Source organism: Pseudoalteromonas sp. 20-MNA-CIBAN-0454, from assembly GCF_040308685.1.
In the GTDB taxonomy this organism is placed as follows: Bacteria; Pseudomonadota; Gammaproteobacteria; order Enterobacterales; family Alteromonadaceae; genus Pseudoalteromonas; species Pseudoalteromonas nigrifaciens.
This window is the reverse complement of the sequence record NZ_JBEOOB010000029.1, coordinates 1-16,809: the sequence shown is the minus strand read 5'-3', so window position 1 is coordinate 16,809 and position 16,809 is coordinate 1. Positions and strand designations below refer to the sequence as shown.

The window sequence follows — 16,809 nt, the reverse complement described above, 5'->3', positions numbered from 1 at the left end:
ATTAATAGCATGATCAATCAAGACACAATTGCAGCACAAGCAACAGCCCCCGGACGTGGTGGTGTTGGTATTATTCGCGTTTCAGGCAGCCTTGCTAAAAGTGTTGCCGAAAAAGTAGTAGGTAAAATACCTAAAGTTCGCTACGCCGATTATGTGCCATTTAAAAGCCTTGCTGGCGAGCAACTTGATCAAGGTATTGCCATTTACTTTGCCGGCCCTAACTCATTCACTGGTGAAGATGTACTTGAACTACAAGGCCACGGCGGTCCTGTAGTACTGGATATGTTACTTAAAGAAATTAGTAAAATAGAGGGCGTTCGTTTAGCAAAGCCTGGGGAGTTTTCTGAACGTGCATTTATGAATGACAAGCTTGATTTAACACAAGCAGAAGCCATCGCCGATTTAATTAATGCCACAAGCGAGCAAGCCGCTAAAAGCGCCCTACAGTCTCTCCAAGGTGAATTTTCTAAGCACATAGAAACACTTGTAGAAAAAGTAATTCACTTGCGTATGTACGTAGAAGCCGCAATTGATTTTCCCGATGAAGAAATCGATTTTTTATCTGACGGTAAAGTTTCTGGCGATTTAGATGCCATTATTGCCCAGCTCAATACGGTAACCGATCAAGCTAAGCAAGGCAGCATAATGCGCGAAGGTATGCGGGTTGTTATTGCCGGTCGCCCTAATGCGGGTAAATCAAGCTTATTAAATGCCCTTGCTGGGCGCGAAGCCGCTATTGTAACCGAAATTGCCGGCACTACACGTGACGTACTACGTGAACATATACATATAGATGGCATGCCACTGCATATTATAGACACAGCAGGTCTGCGTGAAAGCCCTGATTTAGTAGAACAAATAGGTATTGAGCGCGCATGGGATGAAATAAACCAAGCCGACCGAGTGCTGTTTATGCTTGATGGAACCGACACTATTGATACTGATCCCCATAAAATTTGGCCAGAATTTATGGCTAAATTACCCGTTGGATTAGGGGTTACAGTGATTAGAAATAAAGCCGATTTATCGGGCGATGTTGTTGGTATGGAGCAAAATCAGCAATACCCGGTCATCAGTTTAAGTGCTAAAAATGCCGACGGTATTGAGCTGGTTCGCGAGCATTTAAAAGCCTGTATTGGTTTTGATGGTGCAACAGAAGGCGGCTTTATGGCACGTCGTCGCCACCTTGATGCGCTTGAGCATGCAGCGTACCACTTAGATACAGGTAAAGCTCAGTTAGAAATGCATATAGCGGGCGAAATACTCGCCGAAGAATTGCGTTTAACCCAGCAATATCTAAACGAAATTACCGGTGAATTCACCTCAGATGACCTACTTGGAAAAATATTTAGCTCGTTTTGTATTGGTAAATAAGTTGCCAAATATATTTTAAAGAGCCCTAGAGGCTCTTTTTTATTGTCAAAATCCCCTGCTTTCACTACCTATTTCCTCCCTAAAAACAGCTTTATTGCGCTAATATTAATGCCTGATAAGAGCTGGCCAGTCTTTATTTGTTAGAGTAATGTCGTTTTAACTAAAAATAATGCCACTTTAATAGCTATAAAACGGCTAATTTATAGCATTAACGCAGTCTGTTTTTTACAAAACAGACTGCTATTTTAACTGCAGTGGATCAATTTTACGGTGGCTATTATGGTAATACTTCCTATTAAAATAGCCTTAATTAAGCTTAAGAGCTGCAATATATGTTTATAATTTATTCAATATAGGAGCCTATTTTAGGCTTTTATTGACTCTAAATTACGCATATTTATAAAATTGAGTAGAGCAACACAACACCAAGTAAGCGTGAATTATATTTTTGGTCGGCCAAGTTAGCTAAAATTAATGATGATCTGCGCTGAAAAAATAAATAATCTCAGATCAGTTATCCACAATTAGCCTTTATTACCTTTTATAGAGACTTAAATTTCCGTATTTAACTAAGTAAATATCCTAGATCCGCCATTAAAACTAACTATTTACTGTTAATTGACTCATTTAATAAAAAGATCAGCTTTATTTGATCTCATTTAAATTTATTTTATGATCTAAATAGCACTTATCAACAGGCATTCTATCCACATTATGATCAGGCTATATATTATTGCTTAATAATGTCTATTTAAGCATTTTCATATTTTTTAAATCAATAACTTAGCGATCAATCATAAATAATAAAGCGGCTTTAAACAGAGCTTTCCCCACTGTTATCAACAACTTGATCAGAAGATTACATTTAAAGATTATTTGTTAAACCCTATTTAATCAACAACTTAAAACATCACAAGTAAGTAAGGCTAAATTTACAGCTAAAATAGTTATACATCTTAACTTTACTGTTATACAAACTCAGTTATTATAAGCGGCAATTAAAAGCCATGTGATCACAAAAATTAATGAGTGCAGTAAATATTATTATTGGCAGCCAAATGGGATCCGCTGAATATGTTGCAGAACAATTAGCTGATCAACTTAATGCTCAAGGTATTAGTACGCAACTACATGAACAGCCAGCATTTAACGATATAGATCAGCAAAATACTATTTGGTTAATATGTACATCCACTTATGGTGCAGGGGATTACCCTGAAAATCTGATTAGCTTTATTGACGATTTAATACAAGCTGATGATTTATCTAATATAAAATACTCAGTCATTGGTTTAGGCGATACCAGTTACGATACTTATAACCTTGCTGGGCGCAATATAGATGAGTTATTAGCACAAAAAGGTGCACTTAGAGTAGCCGAACGCTTAGATCTTAATATTCTTGATGAAGCGCTACCAGAGGATACTGCACTGGCCTGGCTTGACTCTTGGCTAGCTAAAACAGGCTTAAATTAATAGATCAAGCTAAAAAACCAAATTAAAGTTACCCACAATTTACTAATAATTTAATAGTTTTTGTGGATAAACACTGATTAAACTGCATTTATAGCTATGCTTATCCATTGGATAAGATCCGGTTGATATTGCCCTGTGCATAAAGTGCCTTTTTGATCAGAGCTTATTCGCTGGATGATCCGATCATGTTCACAACTTTAGATCTGATCTAATCGCATGTTTTAAATAAAGATCTAAACCTTATCAACAGAAAAGTGCTTCAGTAGTAGTAATAGTAATAAAAGATCTCTTTAAAAGATCCTTTATATTATTAGAGATCACACACTTAGATCTTGACCGCTGTTAATCATTTATCTTCTGCTAAATTCTAGGTAGAATACGCTCCCTTTTGAAGTTTACTGGTTTGATTTAAGTAGGATCCCATTAATGATTTTTCACGAAAATTTTGACGTTATCGTAGTAGGTGGTGGACATGCTGGCACTGAAGCCGCATTGGCAGCCGCACGTATGGGGATGAATACCCTGCTGCTAACTCACAATATGGATACCCTTGGTCAAATGTCATGTAACCCAGCAATTGGTGGCATTGGCAAAGGTCACTTAGTTAAAGAAATTGACGCTCTAGGTGGTGCAATGGCACAGGCCATTGACAAAGGCGGGATCCAATTTCGCACACTTAATTCTTCAAAAGGCCCAGCCGTTCGTGCAACCCGAGCACAGGCTGATCGCGCTTTGTACAAAGCGGCAATTCAAACAACATTGCAAAACCAAGATAACTTAAAGATTTTTCAACAATCGTGTGATGATCTTATTGTTGAAAACGATCGTGTTACTGGTGTGGTTACCCAAATGGGTTTACGTTTTAGTGCTCCAAGTGTTGTGCTAACCGTAGGTACTTTTTTAGGTGGCCAAATACATATAGGTTTAGAAAACTTTAAAGGTGGTCGTGCAGGCGATCCTCCTTCAATTGCATTGGCTGATCGTTTACGTGAATTACCTTTTAGAGTGGATCGTTTAAAAACCGGTACTCCACCACGTATTGATGCCCGTACTGTTGATTTTAGTAAAATGCAAGAACAAGCAGGTGATACGCCTATACCAGTATTTTCATTTATGGGTAAACCAAGTGATCACCCACAACAAATACCGTGTTACATCACCTTTACTAATGAAAAGACCCATGATGTTATTCGTAAAAACTTACATCGCTCGCCAATGTATGGTGGTGTTATTGAAGGCATAGGCCCGCGCTACTGCCCTTCTATTGAAGATAAAATTGTTCGTTTTGCTGATAAAGATAAACATCAAATTTTTGTTGAGCCAGAAGGTTTAACATCATATGAGTTATACCCAAATGGTATTTCGACCAGTTTACCGTTTGATGTGCAAATTGAAATTGTGCAATCTATTACTGGCTTTGAAAATGCTCATATTTGTCGTCCTGGTTATGCTATTGAATATGACTTTTTTGATCCGCGCGATTTAAAACGTTCATTAGAAACTAAATTTATTGATGGCTTATTTTTTGCGGGCCAAATAAATGGTACTACCGGTTATGAAGAAGCGGGTGCTCAAGGTTTAATTGCAGGTATGAATGCTGCTTTAAAAGTTCAGGGTAAAGAGTCTTGGACTCCACGTCGTGACGAAGCTTATGTGGGTGTACTTATTGACGACTTAACTACTTTGGGAACGAAAGAACCTTATCGTATGTTTACTAGCCGTGCTGAATACCGTTTATTATTACGTGAAGATAATGCCGATATTCGTTTAACTGAAAAAGGCCGCGAATTAGGCTTAGTGAATGATGAGCGTTGGCAGGCATATAACGAAAAAATGGAAGTGATCGCTAAAGAGAAACAGCGTATTAAAGATACCTGGATCCACAAAGATCATACTATGATAGATCAAGTTAATGCATTGCTAAAAACGCCATTAACGCGTGAAGCTAGTTTAGAGGAATTATTACGTCGTCCTGAAATTCGTTATAACGATCTAATGGCTATTGACGGCTTAGGATCTGAATTTACTAATCAAGCCGCGCTTGAACAAGTTGAGATCCATACAAAGTACGCTGGTTATATTGTGCGCCAGCAAGATGAGATCAATAAACAGTTACGCCATGAGCAAACAATTTTACCAAAAGAGTTTGATTATAAAACCGTATCGGGTTTATCAAATGAGGTTGTTGCTAAGCTGATTGATGCTCGTCCAGACACTATTGGTCAAGCTTCGCGTATTTCTGGTATCACCCCAGCGGCGATTTCGTTATTATTGGTGTATCTGAAGAAGCAAGGCTTGTTACGCAAATCTGCATAACGGCGAGGGTACCTAGTGTTACAGCAACAATTAACTACATTGTTAGCGCAAACTAATATTGCGCTAACCGAAAAACAACAGCAACAGCTGGTTCGTTACGTTGAGTTATTAACTAAGTGGAACAAAGCTTATAATTTAACCTCAGTACGCTTACCTGAAGAAATGATGGTTAAGCACATAATGGACAGCTTAGTTGTTGCACCTCATTTACCCGGTCATCATTATATTGATGTAGGAACTGGCCCTGGCTTACCTGGTATTGTATTAGCGATTGCATTACCTAACACTCATTTTGTGTTACTTGATAGTTTAGGTAAACGTGTACGTTTTTTAATGCATGTTAAACATGAGCTAGGACTTGATAATGTCACTGCGGTGCAGTCAAGAGTTGAAGAATATCAGCCAAGTGTTAAATTAGATGGTGTACTCAGTCGCGCATTTGCTTCATTGCAAGATATGGTTGACTGGTGTGGACACTTAATTGATCATTCAGGAAAATTTATTGCCCTTAAAGGTGTGTTCCCTAGCGAAGAGCTAGAGTCATTACCGACTGGCGTTAAGTTTGAGCAAAAAATTGCATTAGAAGTACCTAATTTAGATGCACAACGACATTTAATTATTCTTTCTAAAGACTAGGGATCAGAGACACTGTGGCAAAAGTCATCGCATTAGCAAATCAAAAAGGTGGTGTAGGTAAAACTACAACCGCTGTTAACCTCGCTGCATCTATGGCTGCAACAAAACGAAAAGTGTTGTTAATTGATCTCGATCCGCAAGGTAATGCCACTATGGGGAGTGGCGTAGATAAGTATGGCGACGTGCCAACTATTTACGATTTGCTGATAGAAAACAAGCCAATTGAAGAGGTTATAATTAAAGAAACCTCTGGTGAATATCATATGATTGCTGCAAACGGTGATGTAACCGCTGCAGAAGTAAAATTAATGGAATTATTTGCCCGCGAAGTACGTTTGCGTAATGCGCTGGAAAAAATTCAAGACCAATATGAATTCATTTTTATCGACTGCCCTCCTTCTTTAAATATGTTAACAGTAAATGCCATGGCTGCAGCCGACTCTATTTTAGTCCCTATGCAATGTGAATATTATGCGTTAGAAGGTTTAACCGCATTAATGGACACCATTACGCAACTTGCCAAGTTAGTTAATCCTAAGCTACAAATTGAAGGCATACTTCGTACTATGTACGATCCGCGTAATCGATTAGCTAATGATGTATCAGAACAATTAAAACAACATTTTGGCGATAAAGTTTACCGCACAGTGATCCCGCGTAATGTTCGCTTAGCCGAGGCACCAAGTTTTGGTGCACCAGCGATGTATTATGACCGGGCATCAAGTGGTGCTAAAGCATATTTAGCACTGGCTGGTGAAATGTTACGCAGAAAAGAAAAAACAACGCCAGTTGTCGCCTAACTTTGAGGTAAAAAAATAATATGTCTGCTAAAAAAAGAGGTTTAGGCCGAGGACTCGATGCGCTGTTAAGTTCATCAAAACCTGCACCAACAAGTAGCAATGAGCAAAATTCGTCAAATACAACTGACATTATGCACAATGTAACGCAATCTCAACAAAGCGAATTACAAAAATTACCGATCGAATTTTTACACTCGGGTAAATATCAACCGCGTAAAGATATGTCGGAAGAAGCATTAGAAGAGTTAGCTAGTTCAATTCGTGCGCAAGGCATTATTCAGCCAATTGTAGTGCGCCCTATTGCTCAAAATAGCTATGAAATTATTGCCGGTGAACGTCGTTGGCGTGCAGCACAAATTGCTAAGCTTGATACTGTACCTTGTATTATTAAAGATGTACCCGATGAAGCTGCGGTTGCTATTGCTTTAATAGAAAATATTCAGCGTGAAGATTTAAATGCCATGGAAGAAGCGGTTGCTTTAAACCGTTTACTAAATGAGTTTGAATTAACGCATCAACAAGTAGCCGATGCCGTTGGTAAATCTCGTACTACAGTGACTAATTTATTGCGTTTAAATAATTTAAATAATGACGTAAAAACATTGTTAGAACACGGCGATATTGAAATGGGCCACGCTCGTTGTTTATTAGCGCTTGAGGGAGATACGCAATCTGATGCGGCGCGTTTAGCTGTGGCTAAAGCACTTACAGTGCGAGAAACCGAAAAGCTTGTACGTTCAATTTTAGAGCCTGTAGCCGCTAAAGAAGCAACAGAAAAAGATCCAGATGTTAAACAGTTAGAGCAACAACTCGCTGAAAACATAGGTGCCAAAGTAGAAATAAACTATAACAAAAAAGGCAAAGGTAAGTTGGTTATTTCTTACACAAACCTTGATGAATTAGATGGCATTTTAAACCGTATCAACCAAGACTATTCCCAGCATTAATAAATAACATGTCTAAAATGAGACAATTGTCGTTATTTTACACCACAATACAGCTACTCAAGTTGCAAAACTGGCAGGATTAAGTATAATTTCGCCAGTTTTCATACCCTGACAATTAGAACGCCATTAAGGTTAACTAAACGTGACGAATAAGTTAGCAAGACCATATAGGCTTGCCGCATTGAAATTAATTCTTCTGCAGGGAGTAGTAGCGTTAGTTACTACAGTAATTATTTTTTTAGGTTGGGGAATAAATGCCGGGCTATCAGCATTTGCTGGAGGCACCGTAGCAGTACTCCCCCACTTAGTATTTGCCCTCTACGCATTCAGATATATGGGTGCGAGTAAAGCAAATCAAGCGTATGCCTCGTTAAAACGCGGCAACGGACTAAAATTTATGCTAACAATCATATTGTTCGCGCTAATACTAAAGCTTTACCCGGTAGTGTTACTGCCTTTTTTTAGTGCTTATGTGTTGGTGTTGTTTACTGGATTGTTTGCACCCGTTTTTTTTAAACATTAACTTTGGGATATAACATGGCTGCAGAAGAAGTTACTCTATCTAGCCATATTCAGCACCACTTGACCAATGCGAAGATGTGTTCGACCGATGCCGGTTTAGCCTTCAATAAAGCATGTGCGGATAGTGGATTCTGGACATGGCATGTGGATACCCTCGCATGGTCTATCGGATTAGGTCTAATATTTTTATGGATCTTCCGTAGTGCCGCAAAAAAATCAACACTTGGTGTACCAGGAAAATTTCAGTGTTTTATTGAAATTATCGTTGAGTTCGTTGGCGACAACGTACGCGATACCTTCCACGGTAAAAGTAAGCTTATTGCGCCATTAGCCCTAACGATATTCGTTTGGGTGTTCTTAATGAACTTAATGGACTTAATCCCGGTTGACTTTTTACCATCATTTGCAGGTTTCGTTGGTGAAACAGCATTCGGTATGGACTCACACGACGTGTACATGAAAATTGTACCGACTACCGATATTAATATGACCTCTGCACTTGCGCTGGGTGTATTTATTTTAATGGTTGGTTTTGCAATAAAAATCAAAGGCATTGGCGGCTTTATTAAAGAACTAACGCTTCACCCGTTTAGCTCTAATAACGTGTTTGTGCAAATTTTATTGATTCCTTTCAACTTGTTACTTGAGCTTATCGCATTGGTTTCTAAGCCATTTTCGTTAGCACTACGTTTATTTGGTAACTTGTATGCAGGTGAATTGATTTTCATCTTGATTGGCGCAATTGGTTTTATGCAGTTACCACTGCACTTTGTATGGGCAGTATTCCATATCTTAGTTATTACACTGCAAGCATTCTTATTTATGATGCTGACCATTGTTTACCTAAGCATGGCAAGTTCAGATAATCACTAATTTATAATCTTTACCTTTAATATTTAACTTTAATTACAATTGAAACTTTGGAGAAAAAAATGGAACTAGTATTAGGTCTTAAGTACATCGCAGTAGCTTTACTAATTGGCTTCGGTGCAATCGGTACAGCAGTTGGTTTTGGTAACATGGGCGGTAAATTCCTTGAAGCATGTGCGCGTCAACCTGAGCTTGCACCTTCGCTACAAGTTAAAATGTTTATCCTTGCTGGTCTAATCGATGCTGTAGCAATGATTGGTGTTGGTATCGCTATGGTATTGTTGTTCGTACTTTAATTTTATTTTTTGAACAGCTTACTATTTAAGGAGGAGCGGTTGTGAATTTAAACGCCACTCTTATCGGTGAATTGATTGCGTTTACGGTGTTCGTACTTTTTTGTATGAAGTTCGTATGGCCACCACTAAACGGTGCAATTGAAGCTCGCCAGAAAAAAATCGAAGATGGTTTAGCTGCCTCTGATAGAGCCGAAAAAGACTTAGAACTAGCGCAAAAGAAAGCTGCAGAACAGCTTAAAGATGCCAAAGTTCAAGCGGCTGATATCATAGACCAAGCTAAAAAGCGTGCTGTGCTAATTGTTGACGAAGAGACAGTTCGTGGTCAACAAGAGCGTGAAAAAATCATTGCTCAAGGGCACTCTGAAATTGAATCAGAGCGTAACCGTGTGACAGAAGAGCTACGTAAGCAAGTAGCAACTCTGGCAGTGGTTGGCGCACAGAGAATTTTAGAGCGTGAAATTAATCAAGCTGCACATAGTGACATCGTTGAAAAACTTGTCGCTGAGCTGTAACTAGGAGGGTATGAGCATGTCTGAATTGACTACTATCGCTCGCCCATACGCTAAAGCGGCTTTTGAACTTGCCGTTGATAAAGGCACTATTGAAAGTTGGAACGAGATGTTATTTTTTGCTGGCCACGTTGCTAGCAATGAAAAAGCATCTGCGCTTCTAGCGGGTATGCCTACTGCTACTACACAAGCTGAATTATTTATTCAAATTTGTGCTGAGCAGCTCAACGAACAAGGTCAGAACCTAGTTAAGGTGATGGCTGAAAATGGACGTTTGATCGCACTACCAGCAGTTGCACAGTTATTTGCTAAATTTAAAGCAGAATACGACAAAGAAATCGACGTTGATGTGATTTCGGCAACCCCTCTTGTTGCAGCGCAACAAGAGTCATTGGTAGCGGCACTTGAAAAACGTTTCGCACGCAAAGTTAAGCTGAATTGTAGTGAAGACGCAGCAGTAGTTGGAGGCCTTATTATTAAGGCGGGTGACACTGTAATCGACGGCTCTATTCGCGGTAAATTAAACCGCTTAGCCACAACACTACAATCGTAATTGGGAAAAAGAGCATGCAACTTAATTCCACTGAAATTTCAGATCTGATCAAACAACGTATTGAGCAGTTCGAAGTTGTAAGTGAAGCTCGTAACGAAGGTACTATTGTATCTGTTACAGACGGTATCATCCGCATCCACGGTCTAGCTGACTGTATGCAAGGTGAGATGATTGAGCTTCCAGGCAACCGTTATGCTATCGCACTAAACCTTGAGCGCGACTCAATTGGTGCAGTAGTAATGGGTCCGTACGCGGATCTTACTGAAGGCGTAAAAGTATATACAACTGGTCGTATTTTAGAAGTGCCTGTTGGTCCTGGTCTACTTGGTCGTGTTGTTAACACACTAGGTGCTCCGATCGATGGTAAAGGCGCGCTAGATAATGACGGGTTTGAACCTGTAGAAAAAATTGCACCAGGTGTAATCGAGCGTAAATCTGTAGATGAGCCAGTACAAACTGGTTATAAATCTATCGATGCGATGATTCCAGTTGGTCGTGGTCAACGTGAACTTATCATTGGTGACCGCCAAACAGGTAAAACTGCACTAGCAATCGATGCAATCATCAATCAAAAAGGCACAGGCGTTAAGTGTGTGTACGTTGCGATTGGTCAAAAAGCATCTACTATTGCTAACGTAGTTCGCAAATTAGAAGAGCACGGTGCATTAGCAAATACTATCGTAGTTGTTGCATCTGCTTCTGAATCAGCGGCACTTCAGTACTTAGCACCGTTCGCGGGCTGTACTATGGGTGAATACTTCCGTGACCGCGGTGAAAACGCTTTAATCGTATATGATGATTTGTCTAAGCAAGCAGTTGCTTATCGTCAAATTTCATTACTACTTAAGCGCCCACCAGGTCGTGAAGCATACCCAGGTGACGTATTCTATCTTCACTCTCGTCTTTTAGAACGTGCTTCGCGTGTAAACGCTGAATACGTTGAAAAGTTCACTAATGGTGAAGTGAAAGGTACAACTGGTTCATTGACGGCATTGCCAATCATTGAAACTCAAGGCGGCGACGTTTCTGCGTTCGTACCGACTAACGTTATCTCTATCACCGATGGTCAAATCTTCTTAGAAACTGACCTATTCAACTCAGGTATCCGTCCGGCAGTAAACGCTGGTATTTCGGTATCGCGTGTTGGTGGTGCTGCACAAACTAAAATCGTTAAGAAACTAGGTGGCGGTATTCGTCTAGCCCTAGCTCAGTACCGTGAATTAGCTGCGTTCTCGCAGTTCGCGTCTGACCTTGATGATGCAACTCGTGCTCAACTTGAGCATGGTGAGCGTGTAACAGAGCTAATGAAGCAGAAACAGTACGCGCCAATGTCTGTTGCTGAAATGTCTTTGTCGTTATTTGCTGCTGAAAAAGGTTTCCTTCAAGATATCGAGATCGCTAAGATCATGGATTTTGAAGCGGCTTTACTTTCGTATGCAAATAGCACATACGCAGAGCTTGTGGCTCAAATCAATGAAACTGGTAACTACAACGCCGAGATCGAAGCGCAACTTAAAGAACTTCTAACGAAGTTCAAGTCTACGCAAACTTGGTAATATAGTTATTAATGGTGCGCTTTAGGAAACTAAAGCACACCTTGATTCGGAGAGAGAGTCATGGCCAGCGGAAAAGAGATTAAAAGCAAGATCGGTAGTATTAAAAATACTCAAAAGATCACTAGCGCAATGGAAATGGTTGCTGCGTCTAAAATGAAAAGGGCGCAAGAACGCGTTGCTACAAGCCGTCCATACGCTGCAAAATTACGCACAGTGATTGGTCGTGTTGCTCAGGCAAATCTTGATTTTACCCACCCTTTTTTAGAAGAGCGTGAAGTAAAACGAGTTGGTTATATTGTTATCTCTACAGACCGTGGTCTGTGTGGCGGTTTAAACTCAAATGAGTTTAAAAAAGTTGCACTAGATATTAAAGCATGGAAAGAAAAAGGTGTAAGCGCAGAGTTTGCAACTTTAGGCAGTAAAGCTGCTGGTTTCTTCCAACGCTTTGGTGGTCAAGTCCTTGCTAAAAAAGCAGGCTTAGGAGATAAACCTTCAATTCAGGATATAATTGGTCCTGTAAAAGTAATGCTTGATGCATTCTCTGAAGGTAAAATTGACCGTTTATTCTTGGTATACAACAAGTTTGTAAATACCATGAAGCAAGAGCCAACAGTAGATCAGTTACTCCCTTTGCCAAAAGCTGAAGAAGAAGTATCTGCCCACACATGGGATTACTTGTATGAGCCAAACCCAGACGCTATTTTAGAAGCGTTGTTAGTACGGTTTGTTGAGTCTCAAGTATACCAAGGTGTAGTTGAAAATGCTGCATCTGAGCAGGCTGCCCGCATGGTTGCAATGAAAGCTGCAACAGACAATGCCGGCGACCTTATGGATGAGTTACAGCTTATTTATAACAAAGCTCGCCAAGCAGCAATCACACAAGAAATTAGTGAGATTTGTTCTGGTTCAGCAGCAGTTTAATGCTTCAGGCAAAGATTAACGAGAGGAATAGACATGAGTTTAGGTAAGGTCGTCCAAATTATCGGTGCCGTTGTGGATATTGAATTTCCACAAAACAACGTGCCAGCCGTATATGACGCGCTAAGAGTAACAGATGGCGATTTAACTGGGTTGACTCTAGAAGTTCAACAACAGTTAGGTGGCGGTGTGGTACGTACTATCGCTATGGGTACTACAGACGGTTTGCGTCGTGGTGCTTCGGTAATGAATACAGGTGAGTCGATTCAAGTTCCAGTTGGTAAAGCAACACTTGGTCGTATCATGAACGTACTTGGTGAGCCAATCGATGAAGCTGGCCCAATCGGCGAAGAAGACCGTATGTCTATTCACCGTGCAGCGCCTACTTACGAAGAGCAATCAAGTTCAGTTGAGCTTTTAGAAACTGGTATCAAGGTTATCGACCTTGTATGTCCATTCGCTAAAGGTGGTAAAGTTGGTTTATTCGGTGGTGCCGGTGTTGGTAAAACCGTAAACATGATGGAACTTATCCGTAACATCGCAATCGAGCACAGCGGCTACTCAGTATTCGCCGGTGTTGGTGAGCGTACACGTGAAGGTAACGATTTCTACCATGAGATGAACGATTCAAACGTACTTGATAAAGTATCGCTTGTATACGGTCAGATGAACGAGCCTCCAGGTAACCGTTTACGCGTAGCGTTAACAGGTCTTACTATGGCTGAAAAGTTCCGTGACGAAGGTCGCGATGTACTTTTCTTCGTAGATAACATCTACCGTTACACACTTGCTGGTACAGAAGTATCTGCACTTCTTGGTCGTATGCCATCAGCGGTAGGCTACCAGCCTACACTTGCTGAAGAAATGGGTGTATTACAAGAGCGTATTGCTTCTACTAAGACGGGTTCAATCACTTCAATCCAAGCGGTATACGTACCTGCGGATGATTTAACGGATCCATCTCCAGCAACTACCTTTGCTCACTTAGACGCAACGGTAGTACTTTCGCGTGATATCGCTTCACTTGGTATCTACCCAGCGGTAGACCCACTTGATTCATCTTCACGTCAACTTGACCCACAAGTAATTGGTCAAGAGCACTACGATACAGCACGTGGCGTTCAAACAGTTCTTCAGCGTTATAAAGAACTTAAAGACATCATTGCAATCCTAGGTATGGACGAGCTTTCTGACGAAGATAAGCAACTTGTATCTCGTGCACGTAAAATCCAACGTTTCCTATCTCAGCCATTCTTCGTGGCAGAGGTGTTTACAGGCGCGTCTGGTAAATACGTATCACTAAAAGATACAATTTCTGGCTTTAAAGGCATCTTAAACGGTGAATTTGATGACATGCCAGAGCAAGCGTTCTACATGGTTGGCTCTATCGAAGAAGCTCAAGAAAAAGCCAAAAGCATGTAACTTAGGAGGGGAGTATGGCAGCTATGACTGTACATCTTGATGTAGTAAGCGCAGAGCAGAGTTTGTTCTCTGGCCGTGTTGAATCGATTCAAGTTACTGGTAGTGAAGGTGAGTTAGGCGTTAATGCTGGTCACGCTCCACTACTTACTGCCCTTAAACCTGGTATGGTACGTTTAGTTAAGCAATTTGGTGAAGAAGAGTTCATCTACATTGCTGGCGGTACATTAGAAGTACAACCTAATCTAGTGACTGTTCTTGCTGATACAGCTGTTCGTGGTGAAGACCTTGACGAGCAAGCTGCAGAAGCTGCTAAACGTGACGCTGAAGCTCAAATGGCGAAAGGTGCATCTGCTGAACTTGATTATAATCAAGCCGCAGTGCAACTAGCTGAAGCAATTGCTCAGCTACGCATTATTCAGCAATTACGTAAAAAGTAAGCCTATCTGGTTTTTAAAAGCCCACATAACGTGGGCTTTTTTGTGCCTGTAATATAAATCAGCAATGTTATAAAAATTATAAATTTACTTTTTGTGCTCACTATTTATCCCTTGTTACTTATATCCATCACTAATCCCCGTTACAATAACGCCATTGAAGTGTCTGAGTGTTTCAGCCAAGATTCAGTAGTCAGTAATTAAGCTACTGAGTATTTGCACATGATGTGATTTACATAATCTACTGTGCACCAGTACGCGCTTATTTAGCTAAAACAACGAAAAAAGGAAATTGTTTTAATGTCTCTAACAACGGTTATTCTTGCAGCGGGTAAAGGTACTCGCATGCGCTCAGCGCTACCTAAAGTTCTTCATAAAGTGGCTGGCAAACCTATGGTGCAGCACGTTATTGATAACGCAAAAGCACTAGGTGCAACTACTACTAACTTAGTTTACGGTCATGGTGGCGAACTATTACAACAACAACTGGCCAACAACAACGTAAATTGGGTACTCCAAGCTGAGCAGTTAGGTACGGGTCATGCAGTAGCGCAAGCCAACTCTCATGTTAATGACGATGATACAGTGCTGATTTTATACGGTGACGTGCCTTTAACTAAGCAATCAACGCTTGAACGTTTATTAGCTGCGACACCTAAACATGGTTTAGCGGTATTAACCGTAAATTTAGCCAATCCAAATGGTTACGGACGTATGCTACGTGTTGATGGCAAGTTAGTGGGTATTGTTGAGCAAAAAGATGCCAGCCCAGAGCAATTACTTATTAGCGAAGTAAATACCGGTATTATGGCCGTTAATGGTCGATTGCTAAAAAGCTGGTTAGGCAACTTATCTAACAATAATGCACAAGGCGAATATTACCTAACCGACATAGTGGCAATGGCGCATAGCGAAGGTGTCGAAATTACATCAGCTCAGCCAGATCACCCAATGGAAGTAGAAGGCGCTAATAATCGTATACAACTAGCTGGCCTTGAACGTGCGTACCAAGCATGGCAAGCACAAGAATTAATGCTTAATGGGGCAACACTTGCCGATCCTGCCCGTATAGATGTTCGCGGAACAGTCACCACCGGTGAAGATGTACTAATAGATATAAACGTGATTTTTGAAGGCAAAGTGACTATAGGTCATAACGTTGAAATTGGACCAAACTGTGTGCTCAAAAACTGCAGCATTGGCGATAACGTTATAATAAAAGCTAATACACTCATAGAAGATGCAACAGTTGCTGCTAAATGTACGCTTGGTCCCTATGCCCGCCTTCGCCCTGGTGCCATTATGGAAGAAGACTCACATGTTGGCAACTTCGTCGAAATGAAAAAAACCCGTTTAGGTAAAGGCTCTAAAGCTAATCACTTAAGTTACCTAGGTGATGCTGAAATTGGCGAAAAGGTTAATATTGGCGCGGGTACTATTACCTGTAACTATGACGGCGTTAATAAAGCAAAAACCATTATTGGCAACAATGCCTTTATTGGTTCTAACTCATCGCTTGTTGCACCCGTAAATATTGGTGCAATGGCAACAATTGGTGCAGGCTCTGTTATTACGAATACAGTAGCAGATGAGCAACTAGCTATTGCTCGAGGCAAACAGCGTAATTTAGATGGCTGGAAACGCCCAGTTAAAAAATAACGACTTATATTTAGTTAAAAAGTATAAGTAGATAGAAGCGAGTTATTAACTCGCTTTTTTATTGTCTGAACAATATGAGCCCCCTACTCTACATCAGATATTTAACTGAGTATTTTGCTAAACCTTAAAAGGTGCAAAGTACCGGCTCTTAATTTATTTAGAGCTACTCAGTAAAGTACTATAACTAAGCCGCATTTAATTATTTAAACATAACATTTAAACTAAACAACCTACCTTCTACCTAGCGTAACTATAACTTCCCTATTACTGCCATTTATTTGGTGCTTTTTTAAGCTTAAACTTCATTGCAAGCCTTTGTTTGTATGCCTTTTATACAATATTCATTTAATTATCATAAAGCGGAAATAAAGTGTTGACCCTCACTCGTTTATCCCTATAATGCGACCCCACTGAGAAGGGAAACACCAAAGCATAGCAAGGCAGTAACTACTCAGAGAGTTAAATAAAACTTCGGTTTTAAATCTTCCAAAAAGAAAGTTTAAAACTAAGTGTTGACTCGAA

16 protein-coding genes are annotated in these 16,809 nt (G+C 40.3%); all 16 read left to right on the top strand.

Annotated features, from left to right (window positions below; translation table 11 throughout):
• The first annotated feature begins 9 nt into the window (after positions 1-9).
• Positions 10-1,374 (top strand): tRNA uridine-5-carboxymethylaminomethyl(34) synthesis GTPase MnmE, encoded by a 1,365-nt coding sequence (gene mnmE, locus AAEZ22_RS13715; RefSeq protein WP_086996465.1) that lies wholly within the window; start codon positions 10-12, stop codon positions 1,372-1,374.
• Positions 1,375-2,399: 1,025 nt separating this feature from the next.
• Positions 2,400-2,849 carry an FMN-binding protein MioC gene (gene mioC / locus AAEZ22_RS13710; RefSeq protein ID WP_179807568.1) on the top strand — a complete coding sequence of 150 codons (450 nt, stop codon included), beginning with the start codon at positions 2,400-2,402 and terminating at the stop codon, positions 2,847-2,849.
• A 426-nt stretch (positions 2,850-3,275) separates the two neighbouring features.
• Positions 3,276-5,165, top strand: coding sequence for a tRNA uridine-5-carboxymethylaminomethyl(34) synthesis enzyme MnmG (mnmG, locus tag AAEZ22_RS13705; protein ID WP_011329637.1), 1,890 nt, complete (start codon positions 3,276-3,278; stop codon positions 5,163-5,165).
• Positions 5,166-5,180: 15 nt separating this feature from the next.
• Complete coding sequence (gene rsmG / locus AAEZ22_RS13700; protein ID WP_352297640.1) at positions 5,181-5,801, top strand: 16S rRNA (guanine(527)-N(7))-methyltransferase RsmG; 621 nt, start codon at positions 5,181-5,183, stop codon at positions 5,799-5,801.
• Between the two features lie 14 nt (positions 5,802-5,815).
• Entirely contained in the window at positions 5,816-6,601 is a 786-nt protein-coding gene (locus AAEZ22_RS13695) for a ParA family protein (protein WP_011329635.1), read from the top strand.
• Positions 6,602-6,621: 20 nt separating this feature from the next.
• The gene (locus AAEZ22_RS13690) at positions 6,622-7,548 is read left to right on the top strand and encodes a ParB/RepB/Spo0J family partition protein (protein WP_086996472.1); all 927 of its coding nucleotides are present in this window, start codon (positions 6,622-6,624) and stop codon (positions 7,546-7,548) included.
• 142 nt (positions 7,549-7,690) lie between these two features.
• A complete protein-coding gene (locus tag AAEZ22_RS13685) occupies positions 7,691-8,071 on the top strand; it encodes an ATP synthase subunit I (protein ID WP_011329633.1) in 381 nt (126 codons plus the stop codon).
• A gap of 14 nt (positions 8,072-8,085) precedes the next feature.
• Positions 8,086-8,943: a F0F1 ATP synthase subunit A gene (gene atpB / locus AAEZ22_RS13680; RefSeq protein WP_011329632.1), complete on the top strand. Its 858-nt coding sequence runs from the start codon at positions 8,086-8,088 to the stop codon at positions 8,941-8,943.
• A gap of 59 nt (positions 8,944-9,002) precedes the next feature.
• Positions 9,003-9,236 carry a F0F1 ATP synthase subunit C gene (gene atpE / locus AAEZ22_RS13675; RefSeq protein ID WP_011329631.1) on the top strand — a complete coding sequence of 78 codons (234 nt, stop codon included), beginning with the start codon at positions 9,003-9,005 and terminating at the stop codon, positions 9,234-9,236.
• Between the two features lie 41 nt (positions 9,237-9,277).
• Positions 9,278-9,748 (top strand): F0F1 ATP synthase subunit B, encoded by a 471-nt coding sequence (atpF, locus tag AAEZ22_RS13670; RefSeq protein WP_011329630.1) that lies wholly within the window; start codon positions 9,278-9,280, stop codon positions 9,746-9,748.
• A 16-nt stretch (positions 9,749-9,764) separates the two neighbouring features.
• Positions 9,765-10,298, top strand: coding sequence for a F0F1 ATP synthase subunit delta (gene atpH, locus AAEZ22_RS13665; protein WP_352297637.1), 534 nt, complete (start codon positions 9,765-9,767; stop codon positions 10,296-10,298).
• A gap of 14 nt (positions 10,299-10,312) precedes the next feature.
• Positions 10,313-11,854, top strand: coding sequence for a F0F1 ATP synthase subunit alpha (gene atpA / locus AAEZ22_RS13660; protein ID WP_011329628.1), 1,542 nt, complete (start codon positions 10,313-10,315; stop codon positions 11,852-11,854).
• A gap of 60 nt (positions 11,855-11,914) precedes the next feature.
• The gene (gene atpG / locus AAEZ22_RS13655) at positions 11,915-12,775 is read left to right on the top strand and encodes a F0F1 ATP synthase subunit gamma (protein ID WP_011329627.1); all 861 of its coding nucleotides are present in this window, start codon (positions 11,915-11,917) and stop codon (positions 12,773-12,775) included.
• A 33-nt stretch (positions 12,776-12,808) separates the two neighbouring features.
• The gene (gene atpD / locus AAEZ22_RS13650; RefSeq protein ID WP_011329626.1) at positions 12,809-14,194 is read left to right on the top strand and encodes a F0F1 ATP synthase subunit beta; all 1,386 of its coding nucleotides are present in this window, start codon (positions 12,809-12,811) and stop codon (positions 14,192-14,194) included.
• A 14-nt stretch (positions 14,195-14,208) separates the two neighbouring features.
• Positions 14,209-14,631: a F0F1 ATP synthase subunit epsilon gene (locus AAEZ22_RS13645; protein ID WP_011329625.1), complete on the top strand. Its 423-nt coding sequence runs from the start codon at positions 14,209-14,211 to the stop codon at positions 14,629-14,631.
• Positions 14,632-14,928: 297 nt separating this feature from the next.
• Entirely contained in the window at positions 14,929-16,287 is a 1,359-nt protein-coding gene (glmU, locus tag AAEZ22_RS13640) for a bifunctional UDP-N-acetylglucosamine diphosphorylase/glucosamine-1-phosphate N-acetyltransferase GlmU (RefSeq protein ID WP_086996480.1), read from the top strand.
• Positions 16,288-16,809: the final 522 nt, after the last annotated feature.

Bases quoted from the DNA above. Each gene is read 5' to 3' on its own strand.
- mnmE (WP_086996465.1), top strand. From the start codon at position 10: ATGATCAATCAAGACACAATTGCAGCACAAGCAACAGCCCCCGGACGT.
- atpG (WP_011329627.1), top strand. From the start codon at position 11,915: ATGGCCAGCGGAAAAGAGATTAAAAGCAAGATCGGTAGTATTAAAAAT.
- atpH (WP_352297637.1), top strand. From the start codon at position 9,765: ATGTCTGAATTGACTACTATCGCTCGCCCATACGCTAAAGCGGCTTTT.
- mnmG (WP_011329637.1), top strand. From the start codon at position 3,276: ATGATTTTTCACGAAAATTTTGACGTTATCGTAGTAGGTGGTGGACAT.
- atpD (WP_011329626.1), top strand. From the start codon at position 12,809: ATGAGTTTAGGTAAGGTCGTCCAAATTATCGGTGCCGTTGTGGATATT.
- AAEZ22_RS13645 (WP_011329625.1), top strand. From the start codon at position 14,209: ATGGCAGCTATGACTGTACATCTTGATGTAGTAAGCGCAGAGCAGAGT.
- mioC (WP_179807568.1), top strand. From the start codon at position 2,400: ATGAGTGCAGTAAATATTATTATTGGCAGCCAAATGGGATCCGCTGAA.
- AAEZ22_RS13690 (WP_086996472.1), top strand. From the start codon at position 6,622: ATGTCTGCTAAAAAAAGAGGTTTAGGCCGAGGACTCGATGCGCTGTTA.
- glmU (WP_086996480.1), top strand. From the start codon at position 14,929: ATGTCTCTAACAACGGTTATTCTTGCAGCGGGTAAAGGTACTCGCATG.
- atpB (WP_011329632.1), top strand. From the start codon at position 8,086: ATGGCTGCAGAAGAAGTTACTCTATCTAGCCATATTCAGCACCACTTG.
- atpA (WP_011329628.1), top strand. From the start codon at position 10,313: ATGCAACTTAATTCCACTGAAATTTCAGATCTGATCAAACAACGTATT.
- atpE (WP_011329631.1), top strand. From the start codon at position 9,003: ATGGAACTAGTATTAGGTCTTAAGTACATCGCAGTAGCTTTACTAATT.